The following is a 21785-nucleotide window of genomic DNA, read 5'->3' on the forward strand; positions in this document are numbered from 1 at the left end:
GATGGACGCGGGTGTGGTGATCGAGCGGGCCGACCTCGGGCGCTCGGGCACCCTCGACATCCGGATCGCGCCCGCACCGGGCGGCGACCGGATCATCGACGCCGTCGGTACCGGGATACGAAGGCCCGGTGACGAGGTCGTCGACGCCGCCGGCGCCGCCGTGATCCCCGGGTTCACCGACCATCATCTGCACATGCACGCGATGGCCGCGGCGTCGACGTCGGTGCAGTGCGGCCCACCGGCGGTCCCCGACAGCACCGCCCTGGCCGAGGCACTGCACACCGCCCCCGTGGGACCCGACGGATGGGTGCGGGGCGTGGGGTACGTCGAATCGGTGGCCGGGGACCTCACGAGTACCGACCTCGACCGGATCGAACCGGGCCGGCCGGTACGGGTCCAGCACCGCAGCGGAGCGCTGTGGATGCTCAACACCGCCGCACTCCGGGCCGCCGGGGTCGGCGCGGGCGGTCATCCGGGCGTCGAGGTGGACGCACACGGCGAACCCACCGGACGTGTCTGGCGCGCCGACGACTGGCTGCGATCGCGACTCCCGAGGTCGGGACCGCCGGATCTCACCGACGTCGGGCGGCGCCTGTACGACCTCGGGATCGTCGAATCCACCGATGCCACTCCGGATCTCGACGAGGACCGGCTCGGCGCGCTGATCCGGGCCGTGGACGACGGGCTGGTGACCGGGCACCTGCACCTGCTCGGAGTGCCCGTCGGGCATCGGCTGGATCATCCGCGGATCACGGTGGGGCCGTACAAGATCGTCATCGCCGACTCGGACCTCCCCGGCCTCGACGATCTGGTCGCGCGGATCGCCGCAGCGCACGCCGACCACCGATCGGTCGCGGTGCACTGCGTCAGTCGCGTCGCCTTCGCGCTCCTGCTCGCCGCGTGGGAGATCGCCGGGGTCAGGCCGGGGGACCGTATCGAGCACGCCGGGATGGTGCCGCCCGAAGGCGGCGCCCTGCTGGCGCGACTCGGCGTCATCGTCGTCACCCAGCCCGGCTTCCTCCCGCATCGCGGCGACGACTTCCTCGATGGCACAGCGGAATCCGAGCGCGCAGATCTCTATCGTTGCGGGTCACTGATCCGTGCCGGGGTGCCCGTGGCCTTGAGCAGTGATGCACCGTACGGTCCGCTCGACCCGTGGCAGACGATCGCCGCGGCCGCCGAACGTCGGACCGCGAGTGGCCGGCTCGTCGGCGACGCCGGTGAACGGATCGGCGTCGCGCAGGCCGTCGCCGCACACTGCACCCCCGCCGCCCGGCCCGACGGTCCGCCGCGGCGCGTACGGGTCGGCGATCCCGGTGACCTGCTGATCCTCGATCGCCCGTGGGCCGATGTCATCGCCGCGCCCGGGGACGTCCGGGTGGATCGGGTGACAGCGACTCGTTGAGTCGGGATCACCCCTCGTCGGCGTCACCCGGCGTCGGTTGAGTCCGCTGTCGGTTGAGCACAGTGCCTGCAGGTCAGGCTGACCGCAGGGCACTTCCGGCGGTTCACCACTGACGTCATCGGGCGTTCACCCGGCGAGCGAGATGCCCACACCGGTGACGTAGGCACGATCAGCGAGGAGAACGATGTCTCCGGTCGGCACGGGGCTCAGCCCGCATCGTCGACCACATCATCCACGAGACCCCACTCCAACGCCGTCGACGCATCGATGGAGTGGCCGGACAGTACCAGGTAGGCGCTGCGCCAACGGCCGATCCGTCGGGAGATGCTGTACGTTCCACCCGCGCCGGGGACCAGTCCGACACTGAGTTCGGGAAGCCCGAGCCGTGCATCCCGGTGGGCGGTCACGCGTCCGCAGTAGGCCGCCATCTCCAGGCCGCTGCCGAGGACCTGGCCGTGCACGATGGCGCGGCAGCGGGAGCCGAGGCGCCCGCGGAGGGCGTCGAGCGCGAGTGCCGGACTGTGTCGTGTCCGGGCGAGGTGAGACGCTGCCGGATTCTCGAAGGCGCCGAACTCGGCCAGATCGCCACCGCTGCAAAACGATCGCCCGGCACCCCGGATCTCGACGTCGGTGATCGAGGTGTCGAGTTGTGCGACGGTGAGCGCCTCCAGTAGCCGGATACGCATGGCGTCGGTGAAGGCGTTGTGGCGGTACGGGCGGTTGAACAGGATGCGCAGTGCATCGCCGTCCCGCTCATAGACGACGGGTTCCTCAGGGTCGGTGGCGATCCGGGTCGGTCCGCGCTCGGCCATCCACTGCGCGAACTCGGGGCCGGACTGCAGCGTGGAATACGCCAACGACTCCGTCACCAGCGCCGGCCGGACATCACCGTCGGTGTTGACCACCCGGAACACGTCCGCGGTGGTCGCCGCGGTGATCGGCATCCGGGTACAGCCGGATTCGATCACGGCGAGGGAGTCGTCGATGGAGTCCACCCGAACACAACGGGGGTCATCGGTGGGCGATTCGGTGAGCGTGAAAGACGCCAGACCGAGCCAGTACGGCGAGGGCGGCCGGTCGGTGTCGGTGATGACCGCCACGATCGGTGGTGCCAGTGACGTGACCGGCGGCAACTCCGGATCGGGGGGTGAATGTGCGTCGACGACGTGGATCATGCCCGGCACCGGTCCCGTCCGGGAGACAAGGTCATGTCCGGATGGTAGTCGGACGCACGAGGGTGATCTGCAGATCGACGGCAGTGTGGCGCAAACGTCGGCCAAGGGCCTGCCGACGTCGAGGCACGGCATGGACGCGCACAGCCGCGGTGGGACGTCGTGGGAGCGATCTACCCCGCGGGACAGGGCAGTCCTCGGTGTGGAGCCTCCTCGAGGAGGTCACGCCGACCGCGGCGGTCGTCGCCGGCCGTCCACGCCGATCGTGGCGCTCTTTCATGCTGCGAGTCACGGGCGGTCGACCGCGAACACGGTTCGAACCTGACGAGAATTGGATTCTCATCGGCGGTGAGAGATCATCTTCGGAGCGCTCGGATACCGGCCGTCGGACCGCGATTTGGTTCCGACCAGCGGTTTCCCCTACACTTGACGGGTTGCCTGCGGTACGCGAGTACCGCGAATCGGCACACGAACCCACTGGGATGGCCCGCTACCTGCGGAAAGTCCAAGGCAGGCGTGTGCTCGGTGGCAACAGACCGTGTGCGCCTGGGTCGGAAATCCGGCGCACAGATGCGGTGGATCGTGCAAGCGGTCCAGTGCATCGACGACATCCAGGTCAAGGAGAGAATCGAGTGATTCAGCAGGAGTCTCGCCTGCGGGTCGCCGACAACACCGGGGCAAAGGAAATCCTTTGCATCCGCGTGCTGGGCGGCTCGTCTCGGCGCTACGCCAGCATTGGTGACGTCATCGTCGCCACCGTCAAGGACGCGATCCCTGGCGGCAACGTGAAGAAGGGCGAGGTCGTCAAGGCCGTCGTCGTGCGCACCACCAAGGAGCGCCGCCGCCCGGACGGAAGCTACATCCGCTTCGACGAGAACGCCGCCGTCATCCTCAAGGGTGAGAACGATCCGCGTGGAACCCGCATCTTCGGCCCGGTCGGCCGTGAGCTGCGTGAGAAGAAGTTCATGAAGATCGTGTCGCTGGCACCGGAGGTGATCTGACATGAAGGTGCACAAGGGTGACACCGTGATCGTCATCTCGGGCAAGGACAAGGGCGCCAAGGGCAAGGTCATCCAGGCCTTCCCGAAGGAAGAGCGTGTTCTGGTCGAGGGCGTCAACCGCATCAAGAAGCACACCGCCGCCTCGGCCAACGAGCGTGGCGCATCCTCGGGCGGAATCGTGACCCAGGAGGCCCCGATCCACGTCTCGAACGTGATGGTCGTCGACTCCGAGGGCAACCCCACCCGCGTCGGCTACCGCGTCGACGAGGAGACCGGCAAGAAGGTCCGTATCTCGCGCAAGACCGGGAAGGACATCTGACATGACCAGTACCGAAAAGGTTCAGCCCCGGCTGAAGACCCGCTACCGCGCCGAGATCAAGGACGCGCTGAACACCGAGTTCGACTACGCCAACGTGATGCTGATCCCGGGCGTCGTCAAGGTCGTCGTGAACATGGGTGTCGGCGACGCCGCCCGTGACGCCAAGCTGATCAACGGTGCGGTCGCCGACCTCGCCCTGATCACCGGCCAGAAGCCCGAGATCCGTCGCGCCCGCAAGTCCATCGCGCAGTTCAAGCTGCGTGAGGGCATGCCGATCGGTGCTCGCGTCACCCTGCGTGGCGACCGGATGTGGGAGTTCCTCGACCGCCTGGTGTCGATCGCCCTGCCGCGTATCCGCGACTTCCGTGGCCTGAGTGACCGTCAGTTCGACGGCAATGGCAACTACACCTTCGGCCTGAACGAGCAGTCGATGTTCCACGAGATCAACATCGACAACATCGACCGGCCGCGCGGTATGGACATCACTGTCGTGACCTCTGCCACCACGGACGACGAAGGCCGGGCGCTGCTGCGTCACCTGGGCTTCCCGTTCAAGGACAACAACAGCAAGGACAACTGACATGGCAAAGAAGGCTCTGGTCAACAAGGCCAACAAGAAGCCCAAGTTCGCCGTGCGGGCCTACACCCGGTGCAACAAGTGCGGTCGTCCGCACTCGGTGTACCGCAAATTCGGCCTGTGCCGTGTGTGCCTTCGTGAGATGGCGCACGCCGGCGAGCTCCCGGGTGTGCAGAAGTCCAGCTGGTGACTTCAGGCCGCGTCTAGCGGCACACTGATCTGTGCGATCGGCCCCACCTCCCCGCGGAGGTGGGGCCGATCGTGCTCTCGGTGTCCGGCAGTGATTCAGTGCTCGGTCAGCCAGTCGTCGATGAGGTCGGGGATGTCGGCGACCGATGCGTTCAGCGACCGCTGATAGGCGCGGACGACGATCGGATCGGCCATCTTGCCGAAGATGCCGCCGAGGCCCTGCTCGCTGAGCACGTGATAGCTGAACTCGGTGCCGGCCGAGGTCTCGGTGACCTCCGTGGTGATGGTGAACCGGAAGGGCGACTCGGTGGAGCGGAACTCGCTTCCCTTGTCGGCATCGACGCGGACGTACTCGCCTTTCCATTTCATCGTGCGGCCGAGAATGCGGGTGGTGCCCTCCCATTTCGTGCCGACTGCGACCGGTCCGTCGGTCAGGGAGCGGAGTTCGATGGTGCCGGGGGTGAAGTGCATGACGTGGTCGGGCTGGATGCAGTACTCCCAGACGACGTCGACGGGGTGTGCGATGGTGACGGTGGAGCCGGCTTCGAGCATGATGAATCGCCTCGGATGCGAATCGATGACAGTGCGGGTTGCTGTGACATGGTGCGTAGCCCACGCTACGCTGGTCGGTTGCCGATGGGCAGGTTGATTATTTTGTGTAACAAAGACATTCGCTGTCCACTGGTTGACTGATGCAATCGTGTCGGTGTCGGTGTCGGTGTCGGTGTCGGTGTCGGTGTCGGTGTCGGTGTCGGTGTCGGTGTCGGTGTCGGTGTCGGTGGCGTGCGCGGTCCGACCACGACGGAATCGGGCACGGGGTGTCCTGACGAGTCGGCTGTGCGTCGTCGGTGCGTGCGGTGGTCGATGCCCCGGGGTGTGGCGTTTCACGGTCACGACCGATCGGCAGGCTTGCGATGCCGAGGGGAGCGCAGATCCGATCGAGGTGGGCGTCGAGCGGGATGTCGATCGCCGGCAGTTGGAACAGCATTCGCACACCATCGTGGTCGGGCCGACAGATTGCGACACCTGGTGGTGGGGGAGGGTACGGCGACGGGTGGGTGGCGGCGCCCCGTTGTCACCGGACTATGACGGGCTGCATAGTATGGCCGCATGACGGTAATCGAGAGCGGAGTGCCCAGGGTGTCATTGGCAGAGGCCCTCGCGGACTTCCGTCCGGACGCAGACGTCGCGATCCCCGCGGGATGGACGCAGGGGCGCACGGCGTATGGCGGCCTCACCGCGGCGCTCGCGGTCGCGGCTGCCCAGCGAACCGACGGAGTCGTGCTCCCCCAGCTGCGTGCCGCGCAGTTCGCGTTCACGGCGCCCGCCGCCTCCTCGATGACCGTGAGTGCGCGCCGTCTGCGCGAGGGTCGATCGGTGACGAGTGTGGGGGTCGAGACGCGCAGTGGCGATTCGATTGCAGCACACTCGACCCTGATCTTCTCCGCTCCGCGCGACAGCGCCGTCGAGCACGATCGGATCGCGCGGCCCGACGTCGCCGGCCCCGATGACTGCCCTGGCCTCGACGGATCGTCGTCGATGGAGCCGTCGTTCGCCGGCAACTTCGAACGCCGCGTGGCCGGTGGCGCGATGCCGGTGACAGGTACCGAAGTCCCCGAGATGATCTGGTGGGTACGCCACCGCGACGCCTCGGGGGTGGACCCGTCGGTCGCGCTCGTCGCACTCGGCGACAGTCTCCCGCCCGCGGCGATGACGGCGTTCTCGGATGTGGCGCCGATCAGTACGGTGATGTGGTCGATCGACGTCTGCGACGAGATCGCCGATGCCACCGGGTGGTTCTTGCTGCGCTCGTCGAGCATCGTGTCACGAGGTGGCTACTCCTATCAGTCGATGGAGGCGTGGGATGTGCAGGGGCGCCTGGTGATGACCGGAACCCAGACGGTCGCGATCTTCGTCTGAGCGTTCACGCGCTCTCGCTCGCAGGCCGGCGTCGCCGCTGCGTCATCGCCGCCGATCCTCTGTCGCCCGCCGCTGTGATGGTGAGAGCCGACCATCGATGCGGTTCCCCCGGCGCTGGTCGTGATGCGGGTTGACCAGTTCTCGACCGTTGCTCGTACCCAGTCCCACTGGAGTGCTCTCGCGGCTGATCCTCATGCTGCACATAGGTTTTCGCGGTTGTGTGTGCGTCGCCGGCGCCGGTCGGGAACGAGTACGGGAAGAGGTCGAGAATGTCGAAGAGTTCGCGAAGCGTGAGGCTGCGGCTGACGGTCGCCGTCGCCGGGTTGGCGATCGGGGGCGCCGGTATCGCCGGTGCCGCCCCCACGATTCCACCGGCGCCGCATCACGCCTACGGAACGTCCTGCACGGTGGGGTAGGTGGAAAGGCGCTCTCCGCGCTGGATCCGCATCTGGGGTAGCAGATCAACTCTCATCCGAAGCTCAAGAAGCACTTCGACGAGATGCTCCTGTTGTCTCTCGCGCAACGAAAGGAGCTGCGGGACAAGGAACGTCGTGACCATCCGAACCGGTCTGCGGTGGTCGGGTTCCGACATGACCGCGGCGTGGGTGCGCAGCAGCGAAAGGCCACACACCAGGCCATCGAGAAGGCGTTGCACACCTGCAGCAGGTACTGACATCCTGCGGCGGGACATCCTGGTCGTGCGGACTCCGAACCACCGGACCGGACTCAGCCGACCTGTGCGGTGTCGGTGTACGCGCCGGCCTCGATGTCCTCGATCAGAGTGCGTCCCACCGGGGTCCAGCCGAGCAGGTCCTGCGTCCGTGCACTCGACGCGGGTAGGTCCGCGCCGAACAGTGTGCCGATGAATCCGGCTTGTTCGGTGGCGTGTTCGGCGGTGACCGAGCGGCTGGGGACGCCGATGCTATGGCCGATCGCCTCGGCGATGATCCGGGTGGGTATGCCCTCCTCGCCGACGGCCTGCATGACCGACCCGGCCGGTGCCTTCTCCAGCGCCAGCCGGGTCATGGTCGCGACATCGCTGCGATGCACTGCAGGCCAACGGTTCTCGCCGGCACTCACATATCCGGAATGGCCGGCCTGGCGTGCGACGTCGGTGAGTCGGGCGACGAATCCGTGATCGCCCGTGCCGTGCACGGTGGGGGCGAAGCGTAACGCCGCCGTCCGGACTCCGCGTTCGGCGGCGGGCAGGATCTGTGCCTCGACGCTTCCACGGGGGCTTGCCGCGCTGGTGTCGAGTTCGGTGGCGATCTTCGATCCGCCCAGCAACGGGATACCCGACGCGAACAGCAACGGTCGGTCGCTGCCGGCCAGCGTGTCGCAGAACATGTGCAGGACGGCCAGGTCGGTCTCGATCGAGGTGGCCATCCGGGTGAAGTCGTGGATGAAGGCGAGGTGGACGACACCGTCGGCGGAGGCTGCGGCATGCCGGAGCACATCGAGATCGGCGAGACTGCCGCGCACGGCCTGTGCGCCGGTGGCGGTCAGTGCCCGGACGCCGGCGTCGGATCGGGCGAGTCCGACCACGTCATGGCCCGCATCGACGAGTTCTGGAACGACGGCCGAGCCGACCCAGCCGGTGGCGCCGGTGACGAATACGCGCATTGGTGACTCCTCTGTGGGAACGGGAACAGGATTGGTGCTGAGATCGTCGGTGATCGATCGTCAGCACAGCGATGTTGCGATGTCAGTTTCTGACATCATCGACGGTAGCACCGATGTCAGAAACTGTCATCACCTATTATTCGTCCATGGGACGTTGGGAGCCGGACACGCGCACCCGCATGGCGAGCGCGGCTGTCGAGTTGTTCGCCGAGCGAGGTTTCGATCAGACGACCGCCGGTGACATCGCCACGCGGGCCGGGGTCACCGAGCGCACCTTCTTCCGGCACTTCGCCGACAAGCGTGAAGTGCTGTTCGACGGGAGCAACACCCTGCAGGGCGTGGTGCTCGCGGCGATGGACTCATGCCCGCGGGGTCTACCGGAGATCGAGGTGGTGGCCACCGCATTCGCCGCGACGGCCGACTTCTTCGACGGACGGGTCGACTACGCGCTGCGCCGTGCCGCCGTGATCGATGCCAGTGGCAGCCTGCGCGAGCGGGAACTACGCAAGCTGGACATGCTCGCCGACGCCGTGGCGGCACGTCTGGAGGAGCGGGGAACGCCCGCGGGGCCTGCCGCCGTGGTCGCCGAGGTCGGGGTGGCGGTCTTCAAGGTCGCCTTTGCACAGTGGGTGTCTGCGGGTGCTGTACGGTCGCTCGGCACCTATGTCGAGGACGGCGTCGCGGACCTGCGGTCTGCGATGTGAGACAAGGTGCGCGCGGCGCGCTGACAGGCGCGCGTCCCCTCGATGCGGCGCCGCCGGGGCGAGAGCGGTTCAGCGCCCCAGGAATCCGCCGAGCATGCCGCCGACACCGGCCTGATCACCGCTGCCGCTGCCGCTGATCATGCCGCGGCGGGGGAGTTCGGACGGTTGCACGACGACGAATCCGTGGCCGGCGAACGCCAGGGTGAACCGCTCACCGGTGCTGCGGCCGATCAGGGTGCCGAGGTTGAACGAGTCGTTGGACTTCACCGAGGTCTGCAGGCTCGACGACCAGGCCACGGCGGCCTGCGGGTCGGCGTAGGTGGCGGAGTCGACGTTGAGCACCACCGGCGATCCGTCGGTGGTGATCGCGATCCGGCCACGGCCGGTGAACACGCAGTTGAACATGCCGGCGTTGCTCATCGACCCGGCGCCGTGCACGCGCCGGACGTCGTACTGCAGCGACGGGTCGAAGGCGAGCACGTTGGCACCGTTGATGGTCAGTCCGTCGGAACCGTCGAGATCGATCAGGTGCACCTCCGACGCGGCGTCGGCGAGGAACAGGTCGCCACGACCGGTCACCTTCATCAGCGGGACGCCCTCACCGGACATCGCCTGCCGCATCATGCGGCCGAACCCGCCCGAACCGAGGGCCTCGAACTTGAGGTCGCCCTGGTAGGCGACCATCGATCCCGCGCGGGCCATGATCTCGCCGTTGAGGCCCACCCGGCACATCTTGCTGCCCTGCTTCTGGATGCCGATCCCGTCGACCTCGGCGTGGCTGGGGGCGAACAGGTCACTGTGCATGGAGACTCCCGGAGGCGGTGAGACGGGTGCTGGGCGAACGGGCGCGGGGCCGCGGGGCGTGGGGGTGGGGCCGGGTGCACTCGACACGGAGGGGGTGGACGCGGGTGACGTGGACACGGTCGGGGCCGGCCCGTTGGGTGTGGACGGTGCCGGGGTGGGTGTCGGTGGGGTGGGCGGCGGTGGCCACGGCTGGGGATCGGCCATCCGTGGCGAGTGGCCGGGCGGAGGGGGATCGTCCTCGACGTCGATTCCGAACGCTGTTGCCAGACCGGTCAACCCGGTGTCGTAACCCTGGCCGACGGCGCGGACCTTCCATGCGCCCGAGCGCCGGTAGATCTCGAGACAGACCACCGCGGACTCGCTCGTCAGCCCGGGTGGGGTGAAGCCCAGCGGCTCCCCGCCCGACGGTGAGCTGACCGACGCCTCGAGGGTGCCCGCGGTGGCGAAGGCGGTGGGTCCGGTGCCGTCGAGGCTCGCGGCGATCGCCACCGTCTCGATGTCGGCGGGCAGGCGGGCGGTGTCGACGGTGATCACGTCCACCGGTCCTTCGGAACGGTAGGAGACGCCGGGTCCGGCAGGCTGGTTGTAGAAGATGAAGTCGGCATCGGACCGGACGCGCCCGGCTGCGGTGAGCAGCACCGCCGATGTGTTCACCGGTGACACCGAGCGCACCGACACCGCCACGACGGTGCCGGGCAGCACGGTGTTCTCACCGGGTGCCAGTTGCCTCATGCCCACATCACGCACTCCATTGTGCCGAATTGCGAGCAGACGATCATTCGCGCGGCGTACGACGTCGGGCGGCCCGTCGCTGCGCCCGATTGGCGCCGAGTACGGTCCGCTGACCACGCACGAACCCTCCGTCGGCGCGCGGGACCCCCTTCACCGGCTGCTGCATCGGTCGCAGGGTGTATCCCGCCTCCCACGGGAAGGTGCCCAGCTCGTCGGCCCAGACCACCTGCAGCGCGGGCAGATCGGGGAACAACTCGTTGGAGATGAGCAGATCCGACTTGTCGACCACCTCGATCAGGCGGATCGGTGCATCGAACGTGCCGGTCAGATCGATGGCGACCTCGCGATCGACCAGCGCCTCCCCATCGTGGCGGTGCAACAGGTGGCCAAGGGTGTTGAGGACGACGGTGGCGGTCCGCGAGTCGAGTCCGTAGACCACGAGCTCGGGGATGTCGTGCAGCCCCATCCCGGAGGTGTAGGCGAATGCGCACAGCGGCGGCACACAGTCGGCGCGGCCGCACGTGCAGGCGTCACCGACCGCGGTCACCGCCCAGCCTGCCCGGCGGATGGTGTCGATGGTTCCACGGACCAACGGGTCGGGATGCCACCGCGGAAGTCCGGCGATGGCAGCTGCGTGATCGGCCATGGGTCGCTCCTTTGTTCGAGGTGCGTCCATGACAGCACGGGGGTCCGACACGTTCGGGCCGGTGGCGATCGGCGGATGCGCCGATGTCCGCCGGGTGAACGAACCCACGGGTGCACACACACGCTCGACGTGCGCTGCGCCGGGGGTTGGATAAGCTCCCTGAGGAGATCATCACCTCGTGCGTGGTGGCGAAATCTTGGAGCTCGAGGGTGATGTTCGCGTTTTCGGAGTACGACGCCGCCGATCTGCGCGATGACACCTGGGTGGACCTCTTCCCGTGGCTGGACGCCTACGAATCGGCGGACGCCGCCTGCCTCGAAGAACTCGTCCCGAACGTGTCGGACTGGTGGATCGCCGACTCGCCCCGTGACACCGCCGCCGATACCGATCTCGACGGCCTCGTCGTCGGCCTGGCCCGCCTCGCCGTCCGGCGGCATCGGGAGGCCACCTTCGGTGAGCTCGCACCACGACTCGACCCGGCGATCCCGGTGGCCGCCCTGCGGCTCGACCCGCGTGCCGAGACCGTCGTGCGACGACTCGGGGACCGCGCACTCGTCGAGACGCTGCTGTGGGCGAGCGTCGAGTCGTTGTTCGCGCTGAAGGGCACGAGCCCCGACACCGTGCAGGAGGTCACCGCAGGCGTCCTCGGTGCCTCCATGTTGCTCGCGCCGGAGGTCGGCGTCCTGCCCGACGAGGAGACCGACAGCCCGGTCGCCACACAGCTCGTCGACGACCTCCGGGTGCTGGCACGCTGGCGTGGTCTGCGCGGCAGTCTGGGGTCGTCGCTGATCGACGTCGACATCGAGGACGACGCACCCGAACAGGTACAGGAGGTCGCGACGCGGATCTCGGCGATCACCGGCAAGGACTTCGCCGGGATGGTGGAGGCGAATCCGGTCGACGAGCTCGAGAACCTGATCGAGCAGCTCGGTGAACGGGAGTTGGTGGCGCTCACCGAGTTCGTGATGGCTGCCGAGCCGATCGGCATGGGGGAGCTCAGCGTCCGGTTGCACGTGAGCAAGGGGCGTGCCGGTGGCATCGTGGCCAAGCTCAAGCAGAACCTGGCCGCGGCGTGTGAGTTCGAGACCACCGCAGGCGGATTGCTGGCGAGCATCCGGGCCGAGATCCGGCCGGTGACCTCGCTGGACCGGCTGCTCGACATGCAACCCGTGCTGCGCACCGAGGTGCCCTCGCTGGGGGTGCCCCTGTGGTTGGCCCTCGATCGTCTCGACGACGGATTCGAGGTCACGGGTCCCTGGGCGGTGGCCCCGGATCTGCGTTCGGCCAAGGGCCGGACCATCGTCATGCTCGAGCAGTTCGAGTCCGACAACGCCGTGGTGTCCGTCGACACCGCGGCCACGACGCTGCAGTTGTCGACCGACGAGGTCCGAGAGTGGTTGCGGTACTGCGAGATTCCGGTTCTCGACGACAATGTGCTGCTGTCCACGCGTCGACTCGCCGACCATGCGGCGGGCATCCTGGAGGTTCTCGGCGCCCCCACTGGCATCGGGCGTCTGACCGATCTGCTGAACACCGATCGCGCCGAACACCACGTCGTGCGACACCTCGCCGACGACGAGCGCTTCACCTGCACGGACGCAGGACAGTGGTGCCTGACCGAATCCCTCGTTGCGGCAACCGCACACGCGGAACCGGCCGAACAGCCGACCGGAACCGACCAGTCGGCCGCAGAGCCGGAGCCGACGGCGACCACCGTTGTCGTCCGGCCGACCCGACGTCTGTACCGGATCGGTGACACGTGGTGCTTCCGTCTGCGGGTGACCTCCGAGCATCTCCGTGGTTCCGGCTTCACCGTCCCGGTCGGCGTGGCGCAGGCGCTGGGGTGCACGCAGGGCGTGGTGCGTGAACTGACCAGCCGTCTCGGCACGCAGATGGTGCGGTGGACCGGAACCAATCCGACCTGCGGGACCATCCGCCGGTTCCTGGCCGAGTCATCCTCGCAGCCCAAAGACCTGGTTTTTCTCGCCTACTCGGCGGAACGCGGATTCGATGTGGTGCCCCTCGCGGCAACCGACATCGCCGACCCGGTTCGCGGGGCGCTCGCGCTGATCGGGGTCGCCGACCCGCAGGGCGTCGCCGATGCTGACGTCGCGCCGCTGCTCGCCGCGGCGATCGGACTCGACCCCGACACCAAGCCGCGTCGCATCCTCAGCCGCTACCAGTCCCGCGACGACGCTGTCGCCGCACTCCTCGAGCATGCCTGGACGGTGGCGGTGCGATGACGACCGAACCGGCCGAGATCACCGCCACCGCACGCGCGCTGGGCCTGCATCACACCGTCGCGACCGCTGTCGCCGATCTGATCGACAACAGCATCGACGCCGGGGCCCGATACGTGCTGGTCCGGTTCCTGCAGTCCGGCCAACGGATCATCGGTCTCCGGATCATCGACGATGGCCGGGGGATGGACACCCGCACCGTCGACGCCGCGATGCGGTACGGGGTACAGCGCAGCTACGGTGACCGTGAGCAGGGGCACTTCGGGGTGGGCCTGAAGGCTGCTTCCCTCAGTCAAGCCGACACCGTGACCGTGTATTCGCATGCGGCCGAGACCGATCCGGTGGCACGTCGACTCGCCGTCGAGGATCGCCACGATGCGCCGCGACTGACCGTCCTGCCCGACTCCGATGCCGCCAAGGTCATCGCCGCGACACGTCCTCGCTTTCCGTTCGACACGGGCACCATCGTCGAGTGGCGCGGCATCCGCACCTTCCCCAACACCGCGTCGGCGGAGGATCAGGGCGCCTGGCTCGAGACCACCATCGGTGACCTGCAGGACCGGCTGGGGCTGGTGTTCCACCGGCTGATCGCGTCGGGCCTGACCGTCACGATCGATGTCCTCGACGAGGCGGTCGGCCGGGCCGGCGCACCGCGGACGGTGCGGGCGATCGACCCGTTCGGCTACCGCGCGAGCGGACGGCTCGGTTACCCGCGGCCGCTGTCGGTCCTCGCCGGTGACACCGTGACCGCGCACATCTGGTCGGCCCGCAGCTCGGCACCCGAATACAAACTCGGCGGTCTCCCCGGTCGCGACTCACAGGGACTGTTCATCTATCGCAACGACCGGCTTCTGCAGGCGGGTGGCTGGCTCGGTGTGCTCCGTCCCCGGCCGGACTGGGCGTTGGCACGTGTGGCCATCGACCTCGATGATGTTCTGGCCCAGCACATCACGATCAACCCGGAGAAGTCCGGGGTGACCCTCGACGCAACCCTCGCATCTGCGCTCCACGATGCGGTGACCGACGGCTACCTCGATGACGCCGCCACGACGGCCGTCGCCGCGCGTCGGGTGCAGCGTCGTCCGATCAGCGTCGTCGAACCCGGGATCGGTCTGCCCGATGAGGTGGCCGACGAGTTCGCCGACAGTTTCTCGTTCGTGGAGACGGCCGACCCGGTCCAGATCGGGTGGCGTGTGCTGGCAGCAGATCGGTTCTTCGAGGTCGATCTGGAGTCACGCACCCTGTGGCTGAACGCACGATTCCGCAGGCAACTGGGTGGGCGGCGGCGCTCCGCCGACGACGTCCCGGTGTTGCGGACCCTGGTGTACCTGTTGGCCCAGGACATGTTCGACGCCGTGCGGCACAGTGCCAGGCAGGTCGAGCAGATGGATGCCTGGCAACGTGTCCTGATCGCGGCGCTCGCCGCCGACGAGGGGAGTCCGCAGTGATCGATGTGGTGATGGACGCACTGGTCCGTGAGTTCAAGGCAGACCTCGCGCCCGCCCGGTTCCTGGGTGCGGTGACCGGTCGGGTGAGCGACGCCGGACACGATTCCGCCGCCGTCACCATGGCGATGGTGGTCGGCGTCATCGTGGCCGACGAGGCCACCGCGGTTCAGTCGGCAGTGCGATCGGCACTGATCCGATGGGATGCGGAGGAGGCCGCAGCGTGGGTCGGTGGCACCGCAGCCCAGACCCCCGAGCGGCGGACCCTCATCTACACCCTTCTCGGCATCCCCGGCGAGGCTTTCGACCCGCTCACCGAGGCGTTTCCGATCGCGGGCGGGCCCACGGTGATCGTCGCACCGCAACCCTGGGAACCCTGGTATGTTCCGGAACGTCGTGCGGCCCACGACTTCTACTGGTCGGCGTATAGTCGGCTCCTCGTCGAGAAGGGGTGGGGGGCCGACACCGTCGAGGACCTGGGCGCGGCCACGAGCGCAGTCGTGCAGCGCCTGGCCGATCCCAGCCGGGGTGAGCCGTACCAGTCCAAGGGGCTGGTGGTGGGCTATGTGCAGAGCGGTAAGACCGCCAACTTCACCGGGGTGATCGCCAAGGCGATCGATGCCGGGTACCGACTGGTCATCGTGCTGACCGGGACGATCGAGTTGCTTCGCAGTCAGACCCAGCGCCGCCTCGACATGGAACTCATCGGCATGCAGAACATCGACGAGGTGGAGTACGCCAACGACGAGGACTGGCATGCGGGCAGGTTCCTGAATCACGTTCTGGACCCGAATCATTCCAACGAAGAACCCGCGATCCGCCGGCTGACCGGTCGTGTCGACGACTACAAGGCGCTCGCGAAGGGGATCGGCACCCTGCACTACGAGTTCGTCGACCATTCGAAGGCGCTGTACGACCCGGTCAACCTGTACTCGAGCAATGTGCGGGTGGCCGTGGTCAAGAAGAATGCGGCGGTGCTGAAGAAACTCGTCGCCGACGTCGGCCGGATACCCACCCCGCTCGACCAGATCCCGACCCTGATCATCGACGACGAAGCCGATCAGGCGTCGGTGAACACCCAGAATCCGAAGAACTTTGCTGCCGGTCGGGTCGAGCGGACCGCGATCAACGAGCAGATCTCGCTGCTGCTGGGACGGCTCGGACGCAGCCAGTACGTGGGATACACCGCCACCCCGTTCGCGAATGTCTTTGTCGATCCGGACGATTCGGTGAACATCTTCCCGAACGACTTCATCGTCAGCCTCGACCGCCCGAAGCAGTACATGGGTGGCGCCGACTTCCACGACGGAGTCGTCGACATCGACGACGATCTCGGTGAGGACGTCGAGAAGACACCGGCCAACTCGAACGAGAAGGCGTTCGTCCGGGATCTGCGGGCCCAGTGTGACGAGGACCGCGACGCCGAACGACTGGGGGCGCTCGACTCTTACGTTCTGTCCGGGGCGATCAAACTGTTCCGCCAGGATCGCGGTGTCCCCGGGAACTTCCGGCATCACACGATGCTCGTCCACGAGTCGGTCAAGCAGCAGGAGCACGAGTCGCTGGCCGCCGACTTCGCAAGCCTGTGGAAGAACGCCGGATACAGCCAGCCGCATGGCCTCGATCGCCTGGAGAAGCTGTGGGACAGCGACTTCCGTGTGGTGTCGGCTCATCGGGCCGATCCGGGGACGCCGGCTCCGGCGACCTTCGACGAGCTCGAGATGTTCATCGGCCAGGCTTGCGACCGGATCGGGGCGGGCATCAGCCCGGTGATCGTCGTCAACGGTGCCGCCGACAAGGACTATGTGCAGGAGCCGCTGGACTTCCAGGAACGTGCGGTGTGGAAGATCCTGGTGGGCGGCACCAAACTGAGTCGCGGGTTCACCGTCGAAGGACTGACCACCACCTACTACACCCGGCGCACCGCGCAGGCGGACACGCTGATGCAGATGGGGAGGTGGTTCGGATTCCGGCCCGGTTACCGAGATCTGGTGCGGCTGTTCATCGGTCGGGAGGTGCCCGGACCCGGCGGAACAGTGGTCGACATGTATGCGGCGTTCGAGGCCATCGTCGGCGACGAGGAGGAGTTCCGCGACGAACTGCGACGGTTCAAGGGACTCAACGAGGCCGGCGAGCCGATGGTCACCCCACGGGATGTGCCACCGATGGTGTTCCAGCGACTTCCGTGGCTCAAGCCGACGGCCGCCAACAAGATGTACAACGCGGAGCTGAGCTATCGCAGCGTCGGCGGTCAGAGTTTCAGTTTCACGATGCAGGCGCCGCGTGGCGACGGGGCGAACAATGCCGCGCATTTCGGTGCGGTTCGTCCGCTGCTCGACAAGCTCGACAAGCCCGGTTCGTTCTCGTTCGTCGACAAGGACCAGACGCCGCGGATCTTCGAGGCACGCTACGGGATCGTCGGCGCCGAGATGGTGCTCGATGTGATCAGCCAGTTCGTGTGGGATGTCAACTGGGACTTCGAACCCCACCGCAAGGCCTTCGAGTCGGCGATCGAACGTGGGGCTCTCGAGGATCTTGCGATCCTGTTGCCGATCCCGAAGACCAAGAAGCCGGTGATGATCGGCGACTACCCTGCCGAGCTTCCCCTGGTCAATCGCAAACGCGAAGAGGCCGAGTACCGGACCGGATTCACCGGCACCGCGGTGCGTGAGCGCGATGCCATCGAGCACATCGCGGGCAACCCGAACAAGACCGTCGGCGGTCCGCTCGCCGCACAGCTCCGGAAGCGGACCCGTGGCGCGATGATCCTGCTGTTCGCCAGCGATCCGCCGAGAGGGAGTAGGCATCTCGGGGCGCACAAGCGCGGTAAGGCCGACCCACGGGACGTGGCGACCCTGTTCTCCTACGCACTCCCGTACCTGGCCGATCCTGATCCCAAGATCGGGTTCACCGTCCGCAAGGTCGGGGCCGGGGCGATAGTCGATGCGTGATCACAAGAAAGGTGTGAATACTCGATGGCAAAGGTGATCGCGACGATCAGCTTGAAGGGCGGGGTCGGCAAGACCACCGTGACCGGCGGGCTGGCGGAGTTCATGTCGGCGGAGTTCGGTCAGCGGGTCCTACTCATCGACCTCGACTCGCAGATCAACCTCACCACCGTGATGATCAGCGAGCAGCGATGGTTCGAGCTGAACACCAACGGCCGCACACTGGCGACGCTGTTCTCCGACGCGGTCAACGGTACCCAGTACTTCCGGCTCGACGAGGCCATCGAGCGCGGGGTGTCGCCGGTGAAGCGGGTGACGACGGTGGACCTGCTCGCGTCGTCGCTCGACCTCATCGAGGTCCAGGAAGAGCTGAGCGCGTTGCGTGTGGAGGCCCGGGTTCCCGGAGGCGGCACCGATTTCCTGCGCAAGGCGATCGAGCCGGTGATCGACTTCTACGACTATGTTCTGATCGACTGCCCACCCAACATCGGGCCGGTGACCCTCAACGGATTGGCGGCCGCGGACGCCTACATCATCCCGACCATCCCGGATGTGCTGTCCACCTACGGTATTCCGCAGATTCAGACCCGGGTCCGCAAGTTTGGCGACGAGATCGGCCGGACCATCGTCGAACTCGGGGTGGTGATCACCAAGTACAAGGCCAACTCGGCGGTGCACAGGTCGACCACCAAGCGTCTGCGTCGTGACCCCACCATCCAGCATGTGTTGCCGAGCTACATCAACGAGTCCAATGCCGTTGCGGCATCGGCGGAGTTCGCACCCTACGGCACGCTCAAGACCAAGTACGGCAATGCCGGACAGTTCGATCAGTTCCGCGCCCTGACCATGGACGTGATGACCGAAGCACAGGAGAAGATCCGATGAGTTCCGATGACGCCCGCCGACGCATGGAGTACTCCACCATCGGCGGCGCCCTGACTCAGCTCGACATCAAGAACCCTCAGGCCGCGCAGCTGATCGCCGGACTCACCAAGGTGATCATCGAGGAGGCCGATCGCTCGTCACGGTTCGCGGCCGCGCTCACCGGCGTGATCGAGGCATTGCGCCCCACCGACGGCGCCGTCGTCGCGGTGGCGCCGGCACCGGCACCTCGCAAACGCGCTGCGGCACCGAGGAAGCGGGTGGAGCGTCAGCCCGGCGCCTTCGATCCGTTCGTGGTCTATCGCGAATCCGGTGCCCCAGGCCTGAATTCTCGGCTGGGGGAGCTCACCGTCGACCAGCTTCGCGACATCATCGCCGAGCAGGAACTCGACACCCGCAAGGAGACCGGCCGCAAACGCAAGGCCGAAGTGATCGTCGAGTGGATCGTCGAGCGGGTGGAGGCATCGGAGAACAAGGGGAGTGTGTTCCGGTAGGGCGCGGCCTACCGGCTTCGGATCTGGCACAGTGGGCAGTGGATCGCCCGTGGTGTTCGACAGAACGCTGCGGTTGTTGTGCCTTCTCGGGATCACCGTCCCGGGTTCCATTGAGGTGTAACTGTTGCTGAGCAAGCAAAGGGCGCCGCGATCCGTTCGTTCGATCAGATGACTTTGTAACCGTTGCGGAGCAAAAGTCTTGAAAATTCCGATCGTCGAGCGCATTCTTAGTGGTATCAGACGCTGCCGACACGCCGGCGGTGAAGTACCGCGCACCTCGAGGGAGCCGTGCATGCCGCAGTTCGAATCGTTCGACGACTTCTTCCGCACTGCGACCGGGAAGAGGCCGTACCCCTACCAGGTCCGTGTCGCCACCGACGGCGCGAAGCTGCCCGACGTGATCGACGTGCCACCTGGTCTGGGCAAGACCGCCGCCATCGTTCTCGGCTGGTTGTGGCGATACCGGACCGCCGAGGCCGGGCAGGTGCCGCGCCGCCTGGTGCTCGCACTCCCGATGCGGACGCTCACCAGACAGGCGATGTCGGTGATCCCGCAGTGGATTCACGGGCTGGGGCTCGACGACGACGTCGATGTGGTGCAGCTCGTCGGTGGAGTCGGTCCCGACGGTCATGGTTGGCGTCGGTCGCCCGGCAGGCCGCAGATCATCGTCGGCACGGTCGACATGATCGTGAGCCGAATGCTGATGCGGGGCTATGGCTCCAGCCGTGGTGTGTATCCGATCGACGCCGGCCTGCTCTGGAACGACACCCATCTCGTCGTCGACGAGACGCAGCTCGCGCCGGCATCGACCGTCACCGCTCGCCAGATCGCCGCATTCCAGCGTGAGTCCGCAGCCGTGAACGTCGGTCTGACCTGTATGAGCGCGACCATCGACGCGGGCCTGTTGAGTACCGTGGACAATCCGTTCGCCCCCGACGCCGACGTGATCCGCCTGACCGACGGCGATCTGACCCCAGCGGTACGGCAACGTCTCGACGCCGAGCGCACGGTCCGAGAACTCCCGATTGCTCAGGCCAATCCCAAGGCCATCGCCGAAGCGGTTGCCGCACATCACCGTCCGGGACTCACCCTGGTCATCGTCAACACCGTCGCGACTGCGGTCGAGGTGTACAAGCGGCTGGCGGGCAAGAAGCCTCCGCTCGGTGACACGCCGGTGATTCTCCTGCACTCACGGTTCCGGCCTGTGGATCGCGATGGGAAACTCGACGAGCTACACCGACTCGATGACGTCGTGGTGGTCTCCACCCAGGTCGTGGAGGCCGGCGTCGACCTCGATGCTCGGACCCTGATCACCGAGGCCGCACCATGGCCATCGCTCATCCAGCGCTCGGGTCGCTGCAACCGTGCCGGAACCACCGACGACGCCGAACTCTGGTGGTTTCCCTCCGGGAAGAAGGGCCCGTACGAGTCGGATGACGTCGAGGCGACCGCCGGGGCGCTGCGGGTACTCGAGAACCGGGCAGTGACCAATGCCCGGCTACTCGACCTCGCGGGGGAGGTCAAGACCACTGCTCCTGCAATTCAGGTGTTGCGGCGCAGTGATTTTCACGCACTCTTCGACACCACCCCGGATCTCTCCGGCAACGATCCTGACATTTCGCCTTTCATCCGTGACGCCGACGAACCCGACGTCCAGGTGGCGTGGGTGGATTTTGCCGGTGCCGGAAGGCCGAGCGCGGAGCTGCGGTTGCCCGATCACGACCACCGCTGTCGCGCGCGGATCAGCGATGTGAAGGATCTTGTCGCCGCTGGAAAGACGTTGTGGTTCTTCGATGTCGCGCAACCGGCGTGGAGTGACGCACGATGGTCGGAACTGAAGGCCGGTATGCCGGTCCGCTCCGGTCAGGTGCTCGTGATCGATGCAGCGAAGGGCGGGTACGCCACGGACGTCGGGCTGGATCCCAAATCGTCCGCGCCGGTTCCGGTACCTGCCGATGTGCCCGAGGACGGACCACAGGGCGGCGAGGAGCCTGGGAGTGACGGTGACACGTCGGATACCGGTGCAATCGACTTCGGTGGGTGGCTGGAACTCGACCAACATCTCGCAGAGGCCGAAGCCGCAGCCGTGTCGATCGTGAACGACCTTGCGCTCGACGCGGAACTCCGGGCCGACATCGTGCTGGCGGCACGGCTTCATGACATCGGTAAGGCCCATCCGACATGGCAGAACGCACTCCAGCACACCGCAGAGGTGCCCCAACCGGACAAGGTCTGGGCGAAGTCGCCAGGACATGGGCGGCTCGTCTACGCCGACGGCGTGAAGTCGTTCCGGCATGAGCTGGCCGGCGTTGCATTGCTGGACTCGGCATATTCGGATCTGATCGAACCGGCTCATGACCGGGATCTGGTGCGGTACCTGATCGCGGCGCACCACGGCAAGATCCGAGTGCAGATCCGCGACGACTCCGGTGACACGGAACGTGTACTCGGTCTCTCACCGGGGGAGGTCACCATTCCTCCGTTCCTCGACGTGGAAACCCGCACCGCGACCATCGTTCTCGAGCCGTTCACGGCGGTCTCGGATACCGCTGAGGTGTGGGCCGACATGGTGGATCGGCTCCTCGGGAAGTACGGCCCATTCCGCTTGGCCTACTTCGAAGCGTTGGTACGCGTCGCCGACTGGAACGCGAGTGCACTTCACGAAGGGCAGAAGCACGCATGAC

19 protein-coding genes are annotated in these 21785 nt (G+C 67.0%); 14 read left to right on the forward strand and 5 right to left on the reverse strand.

Going from position 1 to position 21785, the window contains the following annotated elements; all coding sequences use genetic code 11:
• Window position 1: 1 nt before the first annotated feature.
• Window positions 2-1405 carry an amidohydrolase family protein gene (locus tag ACWDUA_RS14910; RefSeq protein ID WP_449751779.1) on the forward strand — a complete coding sequence of 468 codons (1404 nt, stop codon included), beginning with the start codon at window positions 2-4 and terminating at the stop codon, window positions 1403-1405.
• Between the two features lie 206 nt (window positions 1406-1611).
• On the opposite strand, the gene ACWDUA_RS14915 is transcribed toward ACWDUA_RS14910, so the two are convergent.
• A complete protein-coding gene (locus ACWDUA_RS14915) occupies window positions 1612-2580 on the reverse strand; it encodes an enoyl-CoA hydratase/isomerase family protein (protein WP_449751780.1) in 969 nt (322 codons plus the stop codon).
• Window positions 2581-3209: 629 nt separating this feature from the next.
• On the opposite strand from ACWDUA_RS14915, the gene rplN reads away from it, so the two are divergent.
• The 4 genes from rplN to ACWDUA_RS14935 are packed head-to-tail and all read left to right on the forward strand — an operon-like array spanning window position 3210 to window position 4664.
• Window positions 3210-3578 carry a 50S ribosomal protein L14 gene (gene rplN / locus ACWDUA_RS14920; RefSeq protein WP_449751781.1) on the forward strand — a complete coding sequence of 123 codons (369 nt, stop codon included), beginning with the start codon at window positions 3210-3212 and terminating at the stop codon, window positions 3576-3578.
• A gap of 1 nt (window position 3579) precedes the next feature.
• Window positions 3580-3897, forward strand: a complete 318-nt coding sequence (rplX, locus tag ACWDUA_RS14925; RefSeq protein ID WP_449751782.1) for a 50S ribosomal protein L24 — start codon at window positions 3580-3582, stop codon at window positions 3895-3897.
• 1 nt (window position 3898) lies between these two features.
• A complete protein-coding gene (gene rplE, locus ACWDUA_RS14930) occupies window positions 3899-4477 on the forward strand; it encodes a 50S ribosomal protein L5 (RefSeq protein ID WP_449751783.1) in 579 nt (192 codons plus the stop codon).
• A gap of 1 nt (window position 4478) precedes the next feature.
• Entirely contained in the window at window positions 4479-4664 is a 186-nt protein-coding gene (locus ACWDUA_RS14935; protein WP_007319192.1) for a type Z 30S ribosomal protein S14, read from the forward strand.
• Window positions 4665-4759: 95 nt separating this feature from the next.
• Here the strand turns inward: ACWDUA_RS14935 and ACWDUA_RS14940 are convergent, their stop codons facing one another.
• The gene (locus ACWDUA_RS14940) at window positions 4760-5215 is read right to left on the reverse strand and encodes an SRPBCC family protein (RefSeq protein WP_020791081.1); all 456 of its coding nucleotides are present in this window, start codon (window positions 5213-5215) and stop codon (window positions 4760-4762) included.
• Window positions 5216-5348: 133 nt separating this feature from the next.
• On the opposite strand from ACWDUA_RS14940, the gene ACWDUA_RS14945 reads away from it, so the two are divergent.
• Both ACWDUA_RS14945 and ACWDUA_RS14950 read left to right on the forward strand, forming a co-directional pair.
• Window positions 5349-5777, forward strand: a complete 429-nt coding sequence (locus ACWDUA_RS14945) for a hypothetical protein (RefSeq protein WP_449751784.1) — start codon at window positions 5349-5351, stop codon at window positions 5775-5777.
• Window positions 5774-6583: a thioesterase family protein gene (locus ACWDUA_RS14950; protein ID WP_449751785.1), complete on the forward strand. Its 810-nt coding sequence runs from the start codon at window positions 5774-5776 to the stop codon at window positions 6581-6583. The genes ACWDUA_RS14945 and ACWDUA_RS14950 overlap by 4 nt, the downstream gene beginning before the upstream one ends.
• A gap of 726 nt (window positions 6584-7309) precedes the next feature.
• On the opposite strand, the gene ACWDUA_RS14955 is transcribed toward ACWDUA_RS14950, so the two are convergent.
• On the reverse strand, window positions 7310-8206 hold the full coding sequence (locus tag ACWDUA_RS14955; RefSeq protein WP_449751786.1) for an SDR family oxidoreductase: 897 nt from the start codon (window positions 8204-8206) through the stop codon (window positions 7310-7312).
• Window positions 8207-8319: 113 nt separating this feature from the next.
• Here ACWDUA_RS14955 and ACWDUA_RS14960 point away from each other — a divergent pair, with 113 nt between their 5' ends.
• Entirely contained in the window at window positions 8320-8910 is a 591-nt protein-coding gene (locus ACWDUA_RS14960) for a TetR family transcriptional regulator (protein WP_449751787.1), read from the forward strand.
• A gap of 69 nt (window positions 8911-8979) precedes the next feature.
• Here ACWDUA_RS14960 and ACWDUA_RS14965 read toward each other — a convergent pair whose 3' ends face one another.
• A complete protein-coding gene (locus ACWDUA_RS14965; RefSeq protein WP_449751788.1) occupies window positions 8980-10446 on the reverse strand; it encodes an AIM24 family protein in 1467 nt (488 codons plus the stop codon).
• Between the two features lie 43 nt (window positions 10447-10489).
• A complete protein-coding gene (locus tag ACWDUA_RS14970) occupies window positions 10490-11092 on the reverse strand; it encodes a DUF4262 domain-containing protein (protein ID WP_449751789.1) in 603 nt (200 codons plus the stop codon).
• Between the two features lie 212 nt (window positions 11093-11304).
• Between ACWDUA_RS14970 and ACWDUA_RS14975 the strand changes: the two genes are divergently transcribed.
• The 6 genes from ACWDUA_RS14975 (at window position 11305) to cas3g (ending at window position 21784) form a co-directional block, all read left to right on the forward strand.
• Window positions 11305-13335 (forward strand): hypothetical protein, encoded by a 2031-nt coding sequence (locus ACWDUA_RS14975; RefSeq protein WP_449751790.1) that lies wholly within the window; start codon window positions 11305-11307, stop codon window positions 13333-13335.
• Window positions 13332-14780 carry an ATP-binding protein gene (locus ACWDUA_RS14980; protein WP_449751791.1) on the forward strand — a complete coding sequence of 483 codons (1449 nt, stop codon included), beginning with the start codon at window positions 13332-13334 and terminating at the stop codon, window positions 14778-14780. The genes ACWDUA_RS14975 and ACWDUA_RS14980 overlap by 4 nt, the downstream gene beginning before the upstream one ends.
• Entirely contained in the window at window positions 14777-17728 is a 2952-nt protein-coding gene (locus tag ACWDUA_RS14985; RefSeq protein ID WP_449751792.1) for a Z1 domain-containing protein, read from the forward strand. Before ACWDUA_RS14980 ends, ACWDUA_RS14985 begins: the two co-directional genes overlap by 4 nt.
• A 24-nt stretch (window positions 17729-17752) precedes the next feature.
• Window positions 17753-18610 (forward strand): ParA family protein, encoded by an 858-nt coding sequence (locus tag ACWDUA_RS14990; protein ID WP_449751793.1) that lies wholly within the window; start codon window positions 17753-17755, stop codon window positions 18608-18610.
• A complete protein-coding gene (locus ACWDUA_RS14995; RefSeq protein WP_449751794.1) occupies window positions 18607-19101 on the forward strand; it encodes a hypothetical protein in 495 nt (164 codons plus the stop codon). Before ACWDUA_RS14990 ends, ACWDUA_RS14995 begins: the two co-directional genes overlap by 4 nt.
• Before the next feature lie 292 nt (window positions 19102-19393).
• Complete coding sequence (gene cas3g / locus ACWDUA_RS15000; protein WP_449751795.1) at window positions 19394-21784, forward strand: type I-G CRISPR-associated helicase/endonuclease Cas3g; 2391 nt, start codon at window positions 19394-19396, stop codon at window positions 21782-21784.
• Window position 21785 lies beyond the last annotated feature (1 nt).

This window comes from Gordonia sp. NPDC003376, from assembly GCF_053589235.1.

Excerpts from the sequence above, each read along its gene's own strand:
- ACWDUA_RS14910 (WP_449751779.1), top strand. The coding sequence starts at position 2 with ATGGACGCGGGTGTGGTGATCGAGCGGGCCGACCTCGGGCGCTCGGGC.
- ACWDUA_RS14915 (WP_449751780.1), bottom strand. The coding sequence starts at position 2,580 with ATGATCCACGTCGTCGACGCACATTCACCCCCCGATCCGGAGTTGCCG.
- rplX (WP_449751782.1), top strand. The coding sequence starts at position 3,580 with ATGAAGGTGCACAAGGGTGACACCGTGATCGTCATCTCGGGCAAGGAC.
- rplE (WP_449751783.1), top strand. The coding sequence starts at position 3,899 with ATGACCAGTACCGAAAAGGTTCAGCCCCGGCTGAAGACCCGCTACCGC.
- ACWDUA_RS14935 (WP_007319192.1), top strand. The coding sequence starts at position 4,479 with ATGGCAAAGAAGGCTCTGGTCAACAAGGCCAACAAGAAGCCCAAGTTC.
- ACWDUA_RS14940 (WP_020791081.1), bottom strand. The coding sequence starts at position 5,215 with ATGCTCGAAGCCGGCTCCACCGTCACCATCGCACACCCCGTCGACGTC.
- ACWDUA_RS14950 (WP_449751785.1), top strand. The coding sequence starts at position 5,774 with ATGACGGTAATCGAGAGCGGAGTGCCCAGGGTGTCATTGGCAGAGGCC.
- ACWDUA_RS14955 (WP_449751786.1), bottom strand. The coding sequence starts at position 8,206 with ATGCGCGTATTCGTCACCGGCGCCACCGGCTGGGTCGGCTCGGCCGTC.
- ACWDUA_RS14960 (WP_449751787.1), top strand. The coding sequence starts at position 8,320 with ATGTCAGAAACTGTCATCACCTATTATTCGTCCATGGGACGTTGGGAG.
- ACWDUA_RS14965 (WP_449751788.1), bottom strand. The coding sequence starts at position 10,446 with ATGAGGCAACTGGCACCCGGTGAGAACACCGTGCTGCCCGGCACCGTC.
- ACWDUA_RS14970 (WP_449751789.1), bottom strand. The coding sequence starts at position 11,092 with ATGGCCGATCACGCAGCTGCCATCGCCGGACTTCCGCGGTGGCATCCC.
- ACWDUA_RS14975 (WP_449751790.1), top strand. The coding sequence starts at position 11,305 with ATGTTCGCGTTTTCGGAGTACGACGCCGCCGATCTGCGCGATGACACC.
- ACWDUA_RS14980 (WP_449751791.1), top strand. The coding sequence starts at position 13,332 with ATGACGACCGAACCGGCCGAGATCACCGCCACCGCACGCGCGCTGGGC.
- ACWDUA_RS14990 (WP_449751793.1), top strand. The coding sequence starts at position 17,753 with ATGGCAAAGGTGATCGCGACGATCAGCTTGAAGGGCGGGGTCGGCAAG.
- ACWDUA_RS14995 (WP_449751794.1), top strand. The coding sequence starts at position 18,607 with ATGAGTTCCGATGACGCCCGCCGACGCATGGAGTACTCCACCATCGGC.
- cas3g (WP_449751795.1), top strand. The coding sequence starts at position 19,394 with ATGCCGCAGTTCGAATCGTTCGACGACTTCTTCCGCACTGCGACCGGG.